Origin of the sequence: Corallococcus sp. AS-1-12, assembly GCF_020036995.1 — a bacterium.
Lineage (GTDB): Bacteria > Myxococcota > Myxococcia > Myxococcales > Myxococcaceae > Corallococcus.
Map to the genome: position 1 here is coordinate 154,467 of NZ_JAIQDD010000013.1, position 16,319 is coordinate 170,785.

At 70.3% G+C, this 16,319-nt stretch carries 11 protein-coding genes; 9 read left to right on the plus strand and 2 right to left on the minus strand.

Annotated features, from left to right (window positions below):
- Positions 1-18: 18 nt before the first annotated feature.
- Both hrpA and K8556_RS21825 read right to left on the minus strand, forming a co-directional pair.
- Entirely contained in the window at positions 19-3,729 is a 3,711-nt protein-coding gene (gene hrpA, locus K8556_RS21820) for an ATP-dependent RNA helicase HrpA (protein ID WP_223742011.1), read from the minus strand.
- Positions 3,730-3,844: 115 nt separating this feature from the next.
- On the minus strand, positions 3,845-4,648 hold the full coding sequence (locus tag K8556_RS21825) for a 1-acyl-sn-glycerol-3-phosphate acyltransferase (protein WP_223742012.1): 804 nt from the start codon (positions 4,646-4,648) through the stop codon (positions 3,845-3,847).
- Positions 4,649-5,017: 369 nt separating this feature from the next.
- On the opposite strand from K8556_RS21825, the gene K8556_RS21830 reads away from it, so the two are divergent.
- From K8556_RS21830 to cydC, 9 genes are all read left to right on the plus strand, one after another.
- A complete protein-coding gene (locus K8556_RS21830) occupies positions 5,018-5,794 on the plus strand; it encodes a hypothetical protein (protein ID WP_223742013.1) in 777 nt (258 codons plus the stop codon).
- A 56-nt stretch (positions 5,795-5,850) separates the two neighbouring features.
- Entirely contained in the window at positions 5,851-6,885 is a 1,035-nt protein-coding gene (locus K8556_RS21835; RefSeq protein ID WP_223742014.1) for an MAC/perforin domain-containing protein, read from the plus strand.
- Positions 6,886-6,946: 61 nt separating this feature from the next.
- Positions 6,947-7,939, plus strand: a complete 993-nt coding sequence (locus K8556_RS21840) for a cupin domain-containing protein (protein WP_223742015.1) — start codon at positions 6,947-6,949, stop codon at positions 7,937-7,939.
- Position 7,940: 1 nt separating this feature from the next.
- On the plus strand, positions 7,941-8,891 hold the full coding sequence (locus K8556_RS21845; protein WP_223742016.1) for a hypothetical protein: 951 nt from the start codon (positions 7,941-7,943) through the stop codon (positions 8,889-8,891).
- A 50-nt stretch (positions 8,892-8,941) separates the two neighbouring features.
- Positions 8,942-10,312: an oxygen-independent coproporphyrinogen III oxidase gene (gene hemN / locus K8556_RS21850; RefSeq protein ID WP_223742017.1), complete on the plus strand. Its 1,371-nt coding sequence runs from the start codon at positions 8,942-8,944 to the stop codon at positions 10,310-10,312.
- 156 nt (positions 10,313-10,468) lie between these two features.
- Positions 10,469-11,920 (plus strand): cytochrome ubiquinol oxidase subunit I, encoded by a 1,452-nt coding sequence (locus tag K8556_RS21855; RefSeq protein ID WP_223742018.1) that lies wholly within the window; start codon positions 10,469-10,471, stop codon positions 11,918-11,920.
- 36 nt (positions 11,921-11,956) lie between these two features.
- On the plus strand, positions 11,957-12,964 hold the full coding sequence (gene cydB / locus K8556_RS21860; RefSeq protein WP_223742019.1) for a cytochrome d ubiquinol oxidase subunit II: 1,008 nt from the start codon (positions 11,957-11,959) through the stop codon (positions 12,962-12,964).
- Between the two features lie 7 nt (positions 12,965-12,971).
- Positions 12,972-14,657, plus strand: coding sequence for a thiol reductant ABC exporter subunit CydD (gene cydD / locus K8556_RS21865; protein ID WP_223742020.1), 1,686 nt, complete (start codon positions 12,972-12,974; stop codon positions 14,655-14,657).
- Positions 14,654-16,300 (plus strand): thiol reductant ABC exporter subunit CydC, encoded by a 1,647-nt coding sequence (gene cydC, locus K8556_RS21870; RefSeq protein ID WP_223742021.1) that lies wholly within the window; start codon positions 14,654-14,656, stop codon positions 16,298-16,300. The genes cydD and cydC overlap by 4 nt, the downstream gene beginning before the upstream one ends.
- The last annotated feature ends 19 nt before the right edge of the window (positions 16,301-16,319 follow it).

Consider the following 16,319-nt stretch of genomic DNA (forward strand, 5'->3'; position numbering starts at 1 on the left):
CGACAAGGCGCCCCGGTGCTACCGCAGCGCCGCGAGCGCCGTGCCCACCTTCGCCACCGTCACCGACACGGGCGTCGTCACCTCCGGCGCGAAGATGGCCACGCGGAGCTCCTCGAAGGCCCACCGCAGCTCCTGCGCCGCCGCCTGGTCACGGACGGTGGCGCTCCTGGCGAGGAAGCTCTCCCACAGCGGGGTGAAGGGCGCCGCCTTCCCCGCGTCCTTGCCGGGGTTCGCCACCGCGCGCGCCAGCCGCGCTTGGGCCGCGCGGAGGTAGCGCGAGTAGTTCAGCAGGCGCGAGAGGGGAATCCACTCGATGAGCTTCGCGGGGAACAGTTGCGCGAGCTGCGAGCGGATGTCCCGCACGGCCGCCGCGCCGCTCGGCCCCTTGGACGCTGCCTTGAGCGCGGCGAGCGTCTCCGCGAGGTCCGCGGAGGTGGCGACGACGACGTTCGCCCAGTCCCGGGCCGATGGCTCGATGCGCGGCGAGCCCTCGCGGACCAGCGCCTCGAAGGCCGCCTTCGTGCGGGGCAGCGGCGCACCCGGTGCGAGCTTGAACGCATCGTCGACGCCGCGCGCGAGGACCTGCGCCCGGAAGGCGTCGGCCTGGCCCCGCGCGGGCGGCGCGCCGTCCAGGGACGGGAAGGGCGGCGGCATCCGCGCGGCGCTGACAGCCACGTGTCCGCGCGCGGCGAGCATCAGCAGCCGGCGCAGCCCCGTGCGAGTGGCCGCGTCCGCGGCGGCGGCGGTCTCGAGCAGCGTCAGGTCCACGGTCGCGCCCCGGTCGACGAGCGCGGGGTAGGTGCGGACTTCGAGTCCGCCGACCCGCCGGGTGACCACGGCGGGCAGCTCGCCAAACGTCCAGCCGGTCAGCCCCTTGCGCTCCCACTCCGAGGTCGGCGCCGCGCTGCGCAGCGCCGCCCGGGCATGTCCCCCGTGCTGCTCGAGCAGCGCGTCGGCGTCGCGGCTCCGCGCGATCTCCTTTCCCCGCTCGTCGAGCACCCGCAGCGTGACGCGCAGGTACGGCGCCACGGCATCCGCCCGGAAGGACTCCTCGGTCACGTCCACGCCGCACAGCCGCGACACCGCGCGCGCGAGCGCGGGAAGCAGCGGCCCGCGGAAGGGCACCAGCTCCTTCTCGAGCCGGTCGACCAGTTCCGGCACCGGCCCCAACTGCTTGCGCTGGGCGCGTGGGAGCTGCTCGAGCAGGGCGGTGAGCTTCTCCCGCTGCCACCCGGGGATGGTCCAGTCCAGCTCACCCGGGACCACCTGGGCGAGCAGCAGCAGCGGCACGCTCAGGGTGATGCCGTCGTCCTCGGCCGAGGGGTCGAAGGTGTACGTCACCGGCACGGAGGCGCCGTGCAGGGAGATGGCATCCGGGTAGTGCGCCGGAGACAGGCCCGGGTCGTGCGCGAGGGCGTCCTCCATCGACAGGACGAGCACGTCGGGGTCGGCCACCTCGGCCTTGCGGCGCCAGGCCTCGAAGCTCGCGCCGTCCGCCACGTCCTCCGGAACGCGCTGATCGAAGAACGTCAGCAGCGCCTCGCTGTCGAGCAGCTCGCTGCGCCGGGCCTTGTCCCGCAGGCGCGCCACGCGATCGAGCACCTGGCGGTTCTTCTCCTGGAACGCGCCCCGGGTGCGGTACTCGCCGCGCACCAGGGCATGCTCCAGGAACATCAGCCGCGCCCGGGCCGGGTCCAGGTGCTCCAGGGCCACGGGGCGCTCCTTGAAGACCTGGAGCCCGAAGAGGGTCGCGTTCTCCTTCACGATGGCGCGCGCGGACTTCTCCGACCAGTGGGGGTCGGAATAGCTGCGCTTGAGCAGGTGGGGGGCCGCCGCCGCGAGCCACTCCGGGTCGAGCTTCGCCACGGTGCGCGCGAACAACTGGGACGTCTCCACGAGCTCGAACGCCATCACCCAGGCAGGGGGCTTCTTCGCGAGCGCCGACGAGGGGTGGACCATGAAGCGCGTCTGCTTCGCGCCCGTGAAGTGGCGCTGCTCCGGGTTCCACTGGCCGATGCGGGACAGGAGCCCCGTGAGGAGCGCCTGGTGCAGGACGTCCCCGCGCGCCGGGGCGCCCCGGCCCTTGCGAGGCAGGCGCAGCTCGCGGACGGTCTCCTCGAGCTGGCGCTGGACGTCGCGCCACTCGCGCACCCGCAGGAAGGACAGGAAGTTGTCCCGGCACACGCGCCGCAGATGGGACGTCCCCCGGCCCTCGGCCTCGCGCACGAACGCCCACAGCTTGAGCAGCCCCGTGAAGTCCGAGTGCTCGTCACGGAAGCGCGCGTGCGACGCGTCCGCCTTCTGCGCCAGCTCCCGGGGCCGCTCGCGCGGGTCCTGCAGGTTGAGCGCCGCGGCGACGATGAGCACCTCGTCCAGGCACCCATACTCGGCGCCGGCCAGGATCATCCGCGCGATGCGCGGGTCCACCGGGAAGCGCGCGAGCTGGTGCCCGAGCGGCGTCAACGTACGCTCCTTGCCCTCGATGGCCCCGAGCTCCTCGAGCACCCGCCAGCCCTCGGCGATGGCCTTCGGCTGGGGCGGGTCGAGGAAGGGGTAGTCCTCGACGTCACCGAGGCCCAGGGACTTCATCCGCAGGATGACCCCCGCGAGCCCGGTGCGCTTGATCTCCGGGTCGGTGAAGGCGGGGCGCGTGGTGAAGCTCAGCTCGTCGTAGAGGCGCACGCAGATGCCCTCGCGCACGCGGCCGCAGCGCCCCTTGCGCTGGTCGGCGCTGGCCTGGGAGACCGCCTCGATGTGCAGGCGCGTGGTGCCCGAGCGCGGCTCGTAGCGCGACAGGCGCGCCACCCCCGTGTCCACGACGTACACGATCCCCGGGATGGTGACCGACGTCTCCGCGACGTTGGTGGCGAGGATGACCCGGCGCTGGGGGATGGTGGCGAAGACGCGTGACTGCTCGCCGGCCGACAGGCGCGCATACAGCGGCTGCACCACCGTGCCGCGGAGCTCGCGCGCGTTCAGGGCATTCTCGGCCTCGCGGATCTCCCGCTCCCCGGGGAGGAACACGAGCACGTCCCCGTCCGGGTCGAGCGAGAGCACGTTCGCCACCGAATCGGCGACGGCGTCGGCGAGCTCGGAGTCCTCGGGGGGCGGCTCGTAGAGCACGTCCACCGGAAAGGTCCGGCCCTCGACCTGGATGACCGGAGCCCCGCCGAAGAACTGCGAGAAGCGCTCGGTCTCGATGGTGGCCGAGCTCACCACCACCTTGAGGTCGGGGCGCCGGGGGAGGATGCGTTTGATCCACCCGAGCAGGAAGTCGATGGTGAGGCTGCGCTCATGGGCCTCGTCGAGCACGATCGTGTCGTAGCGGCTCAGGAGCGGGTCGCCGTGGATCTGCGCGAGCAGGACGCCGTCGGTCATGAACTTCACGGCCGTCTGGCGGGAGGAGCGGTCCTCGAAGCGGATCTGGTAGCCGACGTCCGACCCCAGCTCCGTGCCGAGCTCGCGAGCCACGCGCGCCGCCACGCTCGTCGCGGCGATGCGCCGGGGCTGGGTGACGCCAATCTGGCGCGGGCGGCCACGCCCCATGGCGAGCAGGATCTTCGGCAACTGCGTTGTCTTCCCCGAGCCGGTGGCCCCCGCGACGATGACCACCTGATGGGCGGAGATGGCCGCGGTGATGTCCTCCACCCGGCTCGAGATGGGGAGCTCGGGGGGAAAGCGCAGGGTGGGCAAGCCGCCGGGGGCGGGGACAGGTGATTCGCCGGACATGGGGGGATGAACTAGCACTGAAGGGCACGCTTCGCCCCTGACGAATCGTGTGGATGCCTGCTCCCTGCGCGCCAGGACGCGCCGGCATGCGGGTGAGCAGGCTCTACCAGGCACCCTACGTCCCCTGGCGTCGCGCACGGTCTTCTGGGCGTTCGCTCTCCATGCGCGCCTTCTCGCGGACCATGAGGTCGCGCACGTGGTCGCGCAGGGCGTGCACATCCCCCGCGAAGTCCGCGGGGGCGATGGGCTCCAGCACGCGCACCCGGGCGTGGACGGTCTTCTGGAAGACGAGCGGGTGCTTCGGCAGGGTCAGCGCGGTGCCGCTGAGGACCATGGGGATGAGGGGGCAGCGCTGCTGGACGCAGAGCGTGAAGGCGCCGTCCTTGAAGGCCTTCATCTTGCCATCCCGGGCGCGGGTGCCTTCGGGGAACATCAGGATGGGGACGCCGCGTGACAGCCAGCGCTCACACCCGGCCATCATCCGGACGACGCTGGCGTGGTCTCCGCGGATGAGCGGCACGTAGCCATTGAGGCGCATGTTCCATCCAATGAGCGGCAGCTTGAAGTTCTCCGCCTTGGAGACCCACTTGAACGGCCGGTAGAGACCAAAGAGGACCAGGATGTCCCCCAGCGACTCGTGGTTGGACACCAGCACCGCCGCGCCCCTCCAGGGCAGGTGCTCACGGCCCTCCACCCGCAGGTGCCACCACGGGTTCACGTAGAAATACACCTGTGCCCAGAAGCACGAGTACAGGTGCAGCGCTCGCCCGTTCGCGTCGAACGGACGGGTGAGCGCCCACAGCAGGAGCGCTCCCAGGAAAAGCGCCGCGCTGGACAGCGCGAGGAAGGCCCAGAGCGCGCTGGAGAGGAGGACCCGAGCGGTCCCCGGTCTGTCATGGATGGAAGGCTCCACGCCCATCAGGTTCGCACTGCCACGGGACGAATGGCAGCCCCCATCCCCCGGGTCGTGGTCCGTGCGCGCGCTTCCTGACAGCCCGCTGACGCGTCAAGGACCGGTCCTGACGTGTCAGCGGGGCATTCAAGGCATCCTGGTATTGCTGGAATTGGTAGTGATTCCAGCGCCTTGCGGCGTCAGGTGGCTGGCATTGCCTTTGCGATAGGCCTGTCGTGCAGGAAGAGAGACCTGACTGGCATGCGCGAGGCCCGGGACCGCGCGCGTCGCCACGAAGTCTCTTGCTGACCCACAACAGCCCTTGGATGCAGTGCGGAGGCACGTATGTCGCTCGTGAGTTGCAATGCGCAGAACCAGCTCTTTCAACAAGGCATCATGACGGTCAAGGTCGCCTACAACATGGCCGACGCTGTCGCCAAGGCCGCGAATGAGCGCCAGATCGCCGCGTACTCGGGCATCTCCGGCCTGCCGGACCTCTCCTCCCCCCTGATGGTGGAGAACGTCACCAACCTCAAGAACGGCTCCCTGGTGGACAACGGCAAGGGCGTCATCGTCCCCCCGGATACCTACCTGGCCTTCCAGATTGGCTTTGGCTGCCAGGTGGGGTTCGGCTTTGGCATCGAGATCCTCCCGAGCTCCATTTCCATCGTGGACAACAACTCCCTGATCCTGCCCCGGTCGTCCGTGCCGGCCACCAACGAGTGGGCGGTCGCGGGCCAGTACGCGTTCTTCGCCAACAACAGCTACAACCAGGACATGATCTATGTCTATGACAACAACTTCGGCTCGCACTCGCTGGACCAGGCGATAGCGGCCAACTCCTATCAGATCCGGATCACCTGCACGCCGGTGCGGTCCTGGACCGACAGCGACGGCAACACGTACTCCGTGGACCGGCCGAACCTGGATCCCCCCTCGAACCCGCCGCGGCTCCCAGGCGTCCTGGCGGAGGGGGACGGCATCAACGTCCACGGCGGCACGGTCACCGGGTCGGGGACCTCCGGCGAAAAGTATGGCGGTTGCCGGGGCTACAGGATGGACAGCCAGTCTGTCTCCATGGTGTTCGACGTCTTCGTGGTCAATCAGAAGTTTTACAACACGCAGACCTATCAGCTCTTCCAGTCGGGTGGCGGCGACGGGCTGAACGACTAGTGATGCCGGGTGGATGTCTTCACGCCGAATCGACACTCCTGCAAGGAACCAAGACAATGCCGAAGCTCAAGAACGCCGACCTGCCCAGCGATCCGCATGACTTCACCGCCCAGGACTGGCTCCACCTGTTCGAGGACCGTGGCCTCTTTCACGCCATGGTCATCACGCAGGAGCAGAACCCCACCAACGTCTTCAGCATCCACCAGGGTCTGCAGCTCACCGGGGACCTCGTCCTCCCGGACCCGCTCCATCCGGACAACCACGCGACGTTCCAGTGGCTCGTCCCGAACATCACCGCCCAGCTCCACACGGTGGAGACCTTCTTCCAGACGGTGCACACCTACCACTCGCAGGGCTACGACGTGGAGAAGGCGGACATCGGCATCCCCGGCATCTTCAGCGTCAACTTCCAGCACGAGCACCAGTACTCGAATGACCAGTCGTTCTCGGAGACGGACTACTACGTCACGAGCATGTACCGCGTCCCCAAGCTGCAGATCGGCTTCAGCGACGGCGCGATGACGCTGACGGCGGACTTCCTCCAGGCGCTGGCGCAGGCGGTGGAGCCTGGCGTCAACGACCCCCGCAGCTACGACAACCTCACGAAGGTGTTGAACGCGTGGGGCCACTACTACGTGAAGCAACTGGACCTGGGGGGCCTCCTGTACGGCACGGACACCCGGAAGATCACCAGCATGAGCCAGGGGAGCAGCTTCTCGGACAGCGTCTCCGCGGGCTTCCAGGCCAACCTGGAGCTGGAGGACGTGCCCATCTCCGGTGGCGGCAGCGGCGGCCACGGCCACGGCTCATCCTCGAACGACAGCTCCACGCAGGCGGACCAGAACGTCACCATCAATGTCATTGGCGGTGATGGCTCGTTGGTGGGCAAGTACCCGGCCTGGGCCGCGTCCTTGAATGGCAACTACGTGAGCTGGCACATCATCGATACCCTCGTGCTGGAGCCGGTCATCAACCTCATCCCCGACCAGGCCCTGCGCTACAAGGTGGCGAACACCATCACCGCCAGATACGGCGTCACGCCGTACACGCAGGCCATCTCCAACGCGGAGCAGGGCGACCTGAACGACTGACGGCTCCCCGGGGGCGCACGCCTGTGCGCCCCCTCTGCCTCCTGCCCTGGTGACGACCGCCATGAAGTACGATACCGAGCACCTGCTGATGCCTGTCTCCCCGGACGCGTTCCTGAGAACGTACTTCGAGCGGGAGCGCCTGCTGATCCGCCGGGGAGACGCGGGATACTACTCAGACCTCTTCACCCTCGAGGAGATGCTGTCGTTCCTGCAGAAGGAGAACAACGTCTATCCCAACGTGCGGATGGTGAAGGAGGGGCGTGAGACGGCGTATAGCGAGTTCTCGTCGTCCCTGTCCTACAAGGAGGCGCGGGTCAACTTCAACCATGTGATCAACCGGGAGCGCGTGTCCCGCCTGTTCCTGGAACAGGGTCACTCGGTGATTGTCTACCAGGCGCAGACGGCCTTGGAGCCCCTCCGGAGGTTCTGCGACACGCTGGAGCGGGAGTGGCGGGTGCGGGTGCAGGCGAACCTGTACATGACGCCCGCGGGCAGCCAGGGTTTCACGCTCCACTACGACACGCATGATGCCTTCATCCTCCAGCTCGAGGGAGAGAAGCGCTGGCGGTTGTATGACAAGCCCATCCACCTGCCCTATGACGGCGAGCCGATGCAGAACCCGGAGCAGCACAGGCCCTCGCTGACCTGTGTGTTCGACGAGGTGCTGCGCAAGGGCGACCTGCTGTACGTGCCCCGGGGGCATTTCCACGACGTGACGGCCACGGACGTGCACTCCCTGCACGTGACGGTGGGCCTCCTGACCAGCCCCTGGCAGGCGCTGTTCCGGCGGGTGGCGGAGGGGCTCGAGAAGGAGGACTTCATGCGCAACACCGTCCCGCTGGCGGTCTGGCAGCAGGGGGAACTGGCGGCGTTCAAGGACCAACTGAAGGCCGCGGTGATGGCGGGGATGGACGCGAAGCTGGAGGGGCTGCTGGACGAGTACCTGGGCCGGCACGCGAACGGAAATGCTTCCGCCGGCATCCACAGGCTGGCGCGCTCCTTCGCGGAGCTGGAAAAGCCCAGGCTCCGGGCAGTCGCGTCCGGGGGAGGGTGACATGGAACGCGTCCCCGTCCCCACCCGCCTGTACGTCCAGGAGGGACAGGCCATGGTCCAGACCACGGAGCTGCCTGCCTCGGTCTACGCCGCGCCCTTCTTGTCGGACGGCCTGCGCCAGGCCTTGTCGGAAGGGGAGGGACGGCGCTCGTCCTCGTGTCCGGTGACGGACCTGCCGGAGGAGGGGCCCCTGCCGGTAGGCCTCCTCTTCCACGTCTCGCGGTGCGGGAGCTCGTTGGTGACCGGGATGTTGGGGACGCTCCCAGGCGTGCGGGGCGTGAGCGAACCGGAGGCGCTGTCGCTCTACCTTCTCCACTGCGCCCAGGGCGCCTGCGTCTTCGACGCGGAGGCGTTCCGGCGATTGATCAAGGCCTTCGGGCGAGGGGTCGGGCCTGGCGGCCGGTATGTGATCAAGTTCTCCTCGTGGAACCTGCTGTTCCTGGACTGGATCCGCGACGCGCTGCCGGACGTGCCCTGGGTGTTCCTGACGCGGGACGCGACGGAGGTGATGGCCTCCAATTTCAGGAGCCCTTCCGCGCCGTTGCGGTGGTACCGGAGCCGGGAGCCGTGGTTCAAGGCGTGTTTCCCGGATTGGCCCGGCGAGGCTCGGGACACGCCTGAAGCGTTCTTCGCGGGGTGTCTGGCGCACTACGCGCGGAAGGCGGGGGAGCACCAGGGGCCTCTGTGTCTGAGGGCGGACTACGCCCGCCTGCCCGGCCTGGTTCACGAACAAATCCTTCCGCACTTCGGGTTGGAGGCGGATGCGAAGCAGCGCGCGCGGATGGAGGAGAAGAGCCGTTACCGGTCGAAGGGAAACACGCAGGAGGTCTTCGTGCCGGACGGGGAGCAGAAGCGCGCGGAGGCGACGGAGGCCATCCGGGCGGCCGTGAAGGTCGCGGCTGCTTCCGACACCACCTCTCGGACGCAGCTCCTCGTGGCGCTCGCCCCGTAGCTTTCCCCGGACGCGAGTTGGCACGGCGTTTGGAATAGGGCAGGGCCGTGATGGAACCCCACCTCGACCTCCCCACGCCCTCCGAAGAGTTGCTGGCCCGCTACAACGTCGCCGGCCCTCGCTACACCAGCTATCCCACCGCCCCCGAGTGGCGCGGCGACTTTGGCCCCGACGCCCTCGCGGAGCGCCTCACCCTGGCCAGCGCGCGGGAGGCCACCCAGCCCTTGTCCCTCTACGTCCATCTGCCCTTCTGCCGCAGCCTCTGCTGGTACTGCGGCTGCAACGTCGTCATCAGCCAGGACCCGGGCGCGGCGGACCGGTACATCGACCACCTCGTCATGGAGATGGACCTCGTCGCGCGGCGGCTGGGCGCGCGGCGGACGCTGTCGCAGATCCACTGGGGCGGCGGGACGCCCACCTTCCTCACCGAGGCGCAGTTGGAGCGGCTGTGGACGGAGCTCACCCGCCGCTTCACGCCGCTGCCGGACGCGGAGGTGGCCATCGAGGTCCACCCCGCGCTGACCACGCCGGGCCAGTTGTCGCTGCTGCGCCAACTGGGCTTCAACCGCGTGTCCATGGGGCTCCAGGACTTCGACCCCCAGGTGCAGCGGACGACGAACCGCCTCCAGACGCCGGAGCAGACGCGCGCGCTGCTGGAGCAGGCTCGCGGGCTGGGCTTCACCGGCGTGAACTTCGACCTCATCTACGGCCTGCCCCACCAGGACGCGGCGAGCTGGGCCCGCACGCTGGAGACGGTGCGGGAGATGCGGCCGGACCGGCTCGCCGTCTACTCCTTCGCCTTCATGCCGGACGTCCTGAAGCACCAGAAGCGCATGCCCGCGGAGGCCATTCCCGGGGCACGCACCAAGCTGGAGCTGTTCCGCGCCGCCTGCGAGGCCTTCGTGACGGCGGGCTACCGGCCCATCGGCATGGACCACTTCGCGGTGCCCGAGGACGAGCTGGCGCGCGCGCAGGCCGAGCGCCGCCTGGGCCGCAACTTCCAGGGCTACACGGTGAAGGCCGCGTCGGACGTGGTGGCGCTGGGCAGCACCGGCATCAGCGACGTGGGCGGGGCATACGCCCAGAACGTGCGGCCGCTGTCGTCCTACTACGCACGGGTGGCCGAGGGGCGCCTGGCCACCGAGCGAGGCGTCGTCCTCACCGAGGATGATCAGCGCCGCCGCGCCGTCATCACCCAACTGATGTGCAACTTCTGGACGGACCTCGGCGCCGACGGTGGGACGTACTTCGCCCCAGAGCTGGAGCGGCTGCGCGCCTTCGAGGCCGACGGGCTCCTGGTCCGCGACGGGACGCAGTTGGAACTCACGGCGCTCGGCCGCCTCTTCGTGCGCAACGTGGCGATGGTGTTCGACGCCTATCTCGCCAGGGCCGCGAAACCCCGCTTCTCCCGGACGGTCTGAAACTCGCGGCGCGGGGGCCGGTTGGGCCTCAAACCGCCGCGCTGGAGCGCAGAAACTGCGCGGGCCCCCCATGGCGCCGCGCAGGGCTTGCGCGGACGCAAGCGAGCATCCGAGGCAGGGGGAACGGCTGGGGGATTGCAATGACGCCTGGGCGTCATGACCAGCCTAGAACTCGCGCGGTGGCAGTTCGGAATCACCACGGTCTATCACTTCATCTTCGTCCCCCTCACCATCGGGCTCGCACCGCTCGTGGCGCTGCTCCAGACACTCTGGGTGGTGACCCGGAAGCCGGGGTGGCTCCGGCTGACGCGGCTGTTCGGCAAGCTCTTCCTGATCAACTTCGCGCTCGGCGTGGTGACGGGCATCGTCCAGGAGTTCCAGTTTGGAATGAACTGGAGCGAGTACGCGCGCTTCGTGGGGGACGTGTTCGGCGCTCCGCTCGCGATGGAGGCGCTGGCGGCCTTCTTCATCGAATCCACGTTCCTGGGGCTCTGGATCTTCGGCTGGAAGCAGCTCCCGCGCGCGCTGCACCTCGCCTCCATCTGGCTGGTGGCGTTCGCCGTGAACCTGTCGGCCTACTTCATCCTCGCGGCCAACTCCTTCATGCAGCACCCCGTCGGGGCGCGGTTCAATCCCGCCACGGGACGCGCGGAGATGACGGACATCCTGGCGGTGTTGACCAACAACACGGTGCTGGTGGCCTTCCCCCACACGGTGACGTCCGCCTTCCTGGTCGCGGGCACCTTCGTGGCGGGCGTCTGCGGCTGGCTGATGGTGCGCTCGAGCCAGTCGGGTGAATCGGTGGCGGCCCAGACCTTCCGCAGCGGGCTCAGGCTCGGCCTGGTCACCGTCGTGGTGTCCGGCATCGGCGTGGCGGTGAGCGGGGATGCCCAGGCGAAGCTGATGTTCGAGCAGCAGCCCATGAAGATGGCCGCGGCCGAAGCGCTCTGCGACGGACGCGCCGGGGCGCCCTTCTCGCTGCTCGCGGTGGGAGACCTGACCAACGACTGCCGGGGTGTGCGCCACCTGCTGGAGATTCCCGGCCTCACGTCCTACCTCGCGCGCGCGGACTTCCAGGCGCCGCTCGAGGGCGTCAATGATGTCCAGAAGCGCTACGAGGACCTCTACGGGGCGGGGCCGGACTACGCGCCCAACCTCGCCGTCACCTACTGGTCCTTCCGCTTGATGATCGGCCTGGGCGTGGGGAGCGCTGCGCTGGCGCTGGTCGGGTTCTGGCTCACGCGCGGAGGCGCGGCGAGCAACTCGGAGCGGTTCGCGCGGCTCAGCCTCGCGGCGCTGCCCACTCCATTCCTCGCGTGTTCCTTCGGTTGGATCTTCACGGAGATGGGACGGCAGCCCTGGCTGGTGGCGCCCAACCCCACCGGGGTGGACGCGCTCCGCCTGCTGACGGCCAGCGGCGTGTCCACCGCCGTTTCCCCTGCCATGGTCTGGACGACGCTGATTGGCTTCACCTGCGTCTACGGCGCGCTGGCGGCGGTCTGGTTCTACCTGATGCGGCACTTCGTCCGTGCGAGCCTGAAACATCCGGCGACCCTCGCGAGCGAGGACAGCCACCCCGAGACCGCGCCGCTGTCGTTTGGTTATTGAGTTCCCGGCCCTCTTTCCTGGCATCGATAAATCATCATGGAACTGAATACACTCTGGTTCTGTCTCATCGCTGTCCTCTGGACGGGCTACCTCGTGCTCGAAGGTTTTGATTTCGGCGTGGGGATGTGGCTCTCCGTCCTGGGCAAGACCCCGGCCGAGCGCCGCGCGGTGCTGCGCACGATTGGCCCGGTCTGGGATGGCAATGAGGTGTGGCTGCTCACCGCCGGGGGCGCGACGTTCGCGGCCTTCCCGGAGTGGTATGCGACGCTCTTCTCCGGCTTCTACCTGCCGCTCTTCCTGATCCTCGTCGCGTTGATCGTCCGCGGCGTCGGGCTCGAGTTCCGCTCCAAGCTGGACAGCCCCACGTGGCAGCGCCGCTGGGAGCAGGCGATCCAGGTGGGGTCGTGGATCCCCGCACTGCTCTGGGGCGTCGCCTTCGCGAACATCGTGCGCGGGGTTCCGCTCGACGCGAATCACCAGTTCACCGGGACGTTCCTCGGCCTCCTCTCCCCGTTCGCGCTGCTCGGCGGCCTGGCCACCACCTTGCTCTTCCTCAGCCACGGCGCGGTCTTCATCGCGCTGAAGACCCAGGGTGAGCTGCGGGCGCGGGCGCTCGGCTGGGCCCGGCGGATGGCGCTGCCCACGCTCGCGGTCAGCGGTGCCTTCGGGCTGTGGACGCAGGTGAGTTACTCGGTGGCCTGGACGTGGCCGGTGCTGGGGTTCGTGGCCCTGGCGCTGGGGGCGGCGTCGCTGAGCGTCTGGCGGGAGCGGGAGGGCTGGTCCTTCACCTTCAGTTGTCTGGCCATCGCGGGCGTGGTCGTGCTGCTCTTCGGCTCGCTCTTCCCGGACGTGATGCCCGCGCTCGAACCGGCGCACTCGCTCACGGTCCAGAACGCCTCGAGCACCCCCTACACGCTGCGGATCATGACCTACGTCGCCGTCGCGCTGGTGCCGTTCGTGCTGGCCTACCAGGGGTGGACCTACTGGGTCTTCCGCCAGCGCGTCACCGTCGACGAGCTCAACCCGGCGCTGGGGGAGGGCTGACCGTCCGATGAAGCCGCTCGACCCGAAGCTCCTGCGGCACGCGAGCGCCGCGCGGCGCTATGTGCTGCTCACCGCGGGCCTGGGGCTCGGGATGGTCGCGCTCACGGTCCTGCAAGCGCGGGGGCTGGCGGGGCTGCTGGGGCATGCGCGCGAGGTGGCCGGGGACCATGGGCGGCTCCTGCTCTGGCTCGCCGGTGTGTGGCTGCTGCGCGCGGCCCTGGCGGGGCTCCAGGAGTGGGCGGGGAAGCGGAGCGCGCACCGGGTCATCGCGCAGTTGCGGGAAGGCCTGCTCACACGGCTGGCGTCCGGATCGACGGGGGAGCGCGCCCCGGCGGGCGGGGTGGCGCAGGTGGAGCTCGCGACCCGCGGACTGGACGCGCTGCAGCCCTATCTCGAAGGGTACGTGCCGCAGTTGCTGCTCACGGCGCTGGCGACCCCGGCCCTGCTCGTCTGCGTGTGGCGCGAGGATCCGGTCTCCGCGGTCTTGATGGCGGGCTCGCTGCCGCTCATCCCGCTCTTCATGGTCCTGGTGGGCCGCTTCACGCGCGAGGCCACGGTGCGGCAGCTCGCGAGCATGCAGCAGTTGAGCGCGCGGGTGCTGGACCTCATCACCGGGCTCGCCACGCTCCGGGCGCTCGGCCGGCAGCGCGGCGTCGCGGACCAGGTCCTGCGGCTGAGCGAGGCGCACGCGCGCACCACGCTCCGGGCGCTGCGGCGGGCCTTCCTCTCCAGCTTCGTGCTGGAGCTGATCGCCACGCTCTCCATCGCCAGCGTGGCGGTGGGGATTGGCCTGCGGCTGCTCGAAGGGGCGATATCGCTGGAGACGGGCCTCTTCGTGCTGCTGATCGCGCCAGAGGTCTATGCGCCGCTGCGCCAGGTGGGCGCGCTCTTCCACGCGTCCGCGGAGGGCGCCGAGGCGGCGGCGCAGGCCATCGCGCGGCTCGAAGCCCCCCAGCCCGCGCGCGGCACGCTCGCCGCGCCACCGCTCACCTCCGGGGCGCTGGAGCTGCGGGACGTCTCGGTCGCCACGCGCGACGCCGGGTGCAGCGCACCGGAGGGGCTCTCGTTCGTGCTGCCGTTGGGGCAGGGGCGCATCCTCGGGTTGCGAGGGGAGAGCGGCGCGGGCAAGAGCACGGCGGTGGCGGTGGCGCTCGGGCTCCTGCCGCCCACGCGCGGTGGAGTCTTCCTGCGGCCTGAAGGCGCGGCGCCGCTCGCGCTCGGGTCGCTCGACCTGACGACGTACTGGTCCCAGCTCGCGTGGCTGCCCCAGCGGCTCCACCTGGAGCCAGGCACGGTGCGCGAGAGCGTCTGTCGAGGTCGCGTGATTCCGGCCTCCGCCCTGGCAGCCGCCGCGGAGGCCACCGGCTTCGATGCCGTCGTCGCGCGGCTGCCCGAAGGCTGGGACACGCGGTTGGGGCGGGACGGGCAGGGCCTCTCGCTGGGACAGCGGCAGCGGCTCGCGCTCACCCGGATCCTCGCGGGCGACGAGCGGCTGCTGCTCCTCGACGAGCCCACGGCGCATCTCGACGAAGTCTCCGAGCAGCGCGTGCTCGAAGCGCTGAAGGAGCGCGCACGGCAGGGGACAACGCTGCTCGTGGTCAGCCACCGCGCGCGGACGCTGGCCATCGCGGACGAAGTCGTCACGCTCCACTCGACCGGGGCATCCCTGGACACCCTCGCGGAGGCCGCATGAGCCCCCATCCCTTGCGTCAGGTGCTGCCGGGGCTCGGGCTGCGTCCCCGCACGGTGGCCTTCGCGGTCGCGCTCGGGACGGGCGCGCTCTTCGCCTCGACGGCGCTGGGGGCGTTGTCCGCGTGGCTGATCGCGCGTGCGGCCGAGATGCCGCCCGTGCTCGACCTCACGCTTGCCATCGTCGGCGTGCGGGCCCTGGGGCTCTCTCGCGCGGGCCTCCGCTATGCCCACCGGCTCGTCGCGCACGAGCTGGCCCTGGGGGGCGTGGCGCGGCTGAGGGCCCGGCTCGTGGACGCGCTCGCGCGGGGGCCGCTCCCCCGGGTCCTCGGCCTCAAGCGCGGAGACCTCGTCGCGAGGCTCGGCGGTGACGTGGATGCGGTGGGCGAGGCGGTCATCCGCTCGCTCGTGCCCATGGCCATCGCGGCCGGTGTCGGCGTGGGCAGCGTCGCGCTGCTCGCCTTCTTCCTGCCTGTGGCGGCAGGGGCCCTGGCCGTGAGTCTGGCCGTCGCGGGGGGCGTGGCGCCCTGGATGAATGCGCGCGCGCTGGCCCTCGCGGAGAAGGCGTCGTCGGCCACCCGGTCGCGGCAGTTGGCCACCGCCCTGGAGCTGCTCGAAGGCGCGGCGGAGTGGAGGGTGTCGGGACGAGCGCCGGTCCTGCTGGGAGCCTTGCGCGAGGACGACCTTCGTCTGGAGCGCCTCTCCGCGCGAGCCGCTCGCTGGACCGCCGCCGCGACCTTCCTGCTGCATGGCGCGTGGAGCGCGAGCGTGGGGGCGGCGCTCGTCCTCGGCTTCGCGGCGCTCGGACGCGGAGCGCTCTCCCAGGTGGAGCTCTGTGTCGTCGTGCTCGTGCCGCTCGGTGCGTTCGAGGCCCTCCAGTCCATGCCCGCGGCGCTGACCCAGTTGCTGCGCTCGACCGAGGCGGCCCGGCGGCTGCTGCCCTTCCTCGAGGCGCCCGAGGCGGAGGCTCCGGCCGCCGCGCTCCCAGCTCCCGCGCCGGCCGGCCCCCTGCGCGCGGAGGGACTCGCGTGTGGCTGGCCCCATCGAAGCGCCGCGATCTCGGGCATCGACCTCACCGTGCGGCGGGGCAGGTCGCTCGCCCTCACCGGGCCCAGCGGGAGCGGGAAGACGACGCTGCTGCTCAGCCTGGCGGGGCACCTCCCTCCGAAGGAGGGGACGGTGAAGCTGGGCGAGGTCCCGCTCGAAGACGTGAGCGAGCAGCGTCGGGTGGAGCTGCTGCACTACTGCGCCGAGGATGCGCACCTGTTCGACACCACCCTGCGAGAGAACCTCCGGGTCGTGCGCGCGACGCTCACCGACGACGAGGCCATCGCGGCGCTGCGCAAGGCGGGCCTGGGGGACTGGTACGCGCGGCAGCCGCAGGGGCTCGACACGCCCCTGGGCCGCGGGGGCGAAGCCATCTCTGGAGGCGAGCGGCGGCGCGTCCTCCTCGCGCGCGCCTGGCTCTCGGAGGCCCCCTGGCTCCTGCTCGATGAGCCCACCGAGCATCTCGACCCGCGCACCGCGGCCCGCGTGATGCGAGACCTCGACGGGATGAAGGCGCACGGGCGCGGCCTGGTGGTCGTCACGCATGACGCGGACGTGGCGCGCGCGCTGGACAGCGTCCACGCGCTCGCGCCGGCCTGACGCCCGTGCTCCCTCACTC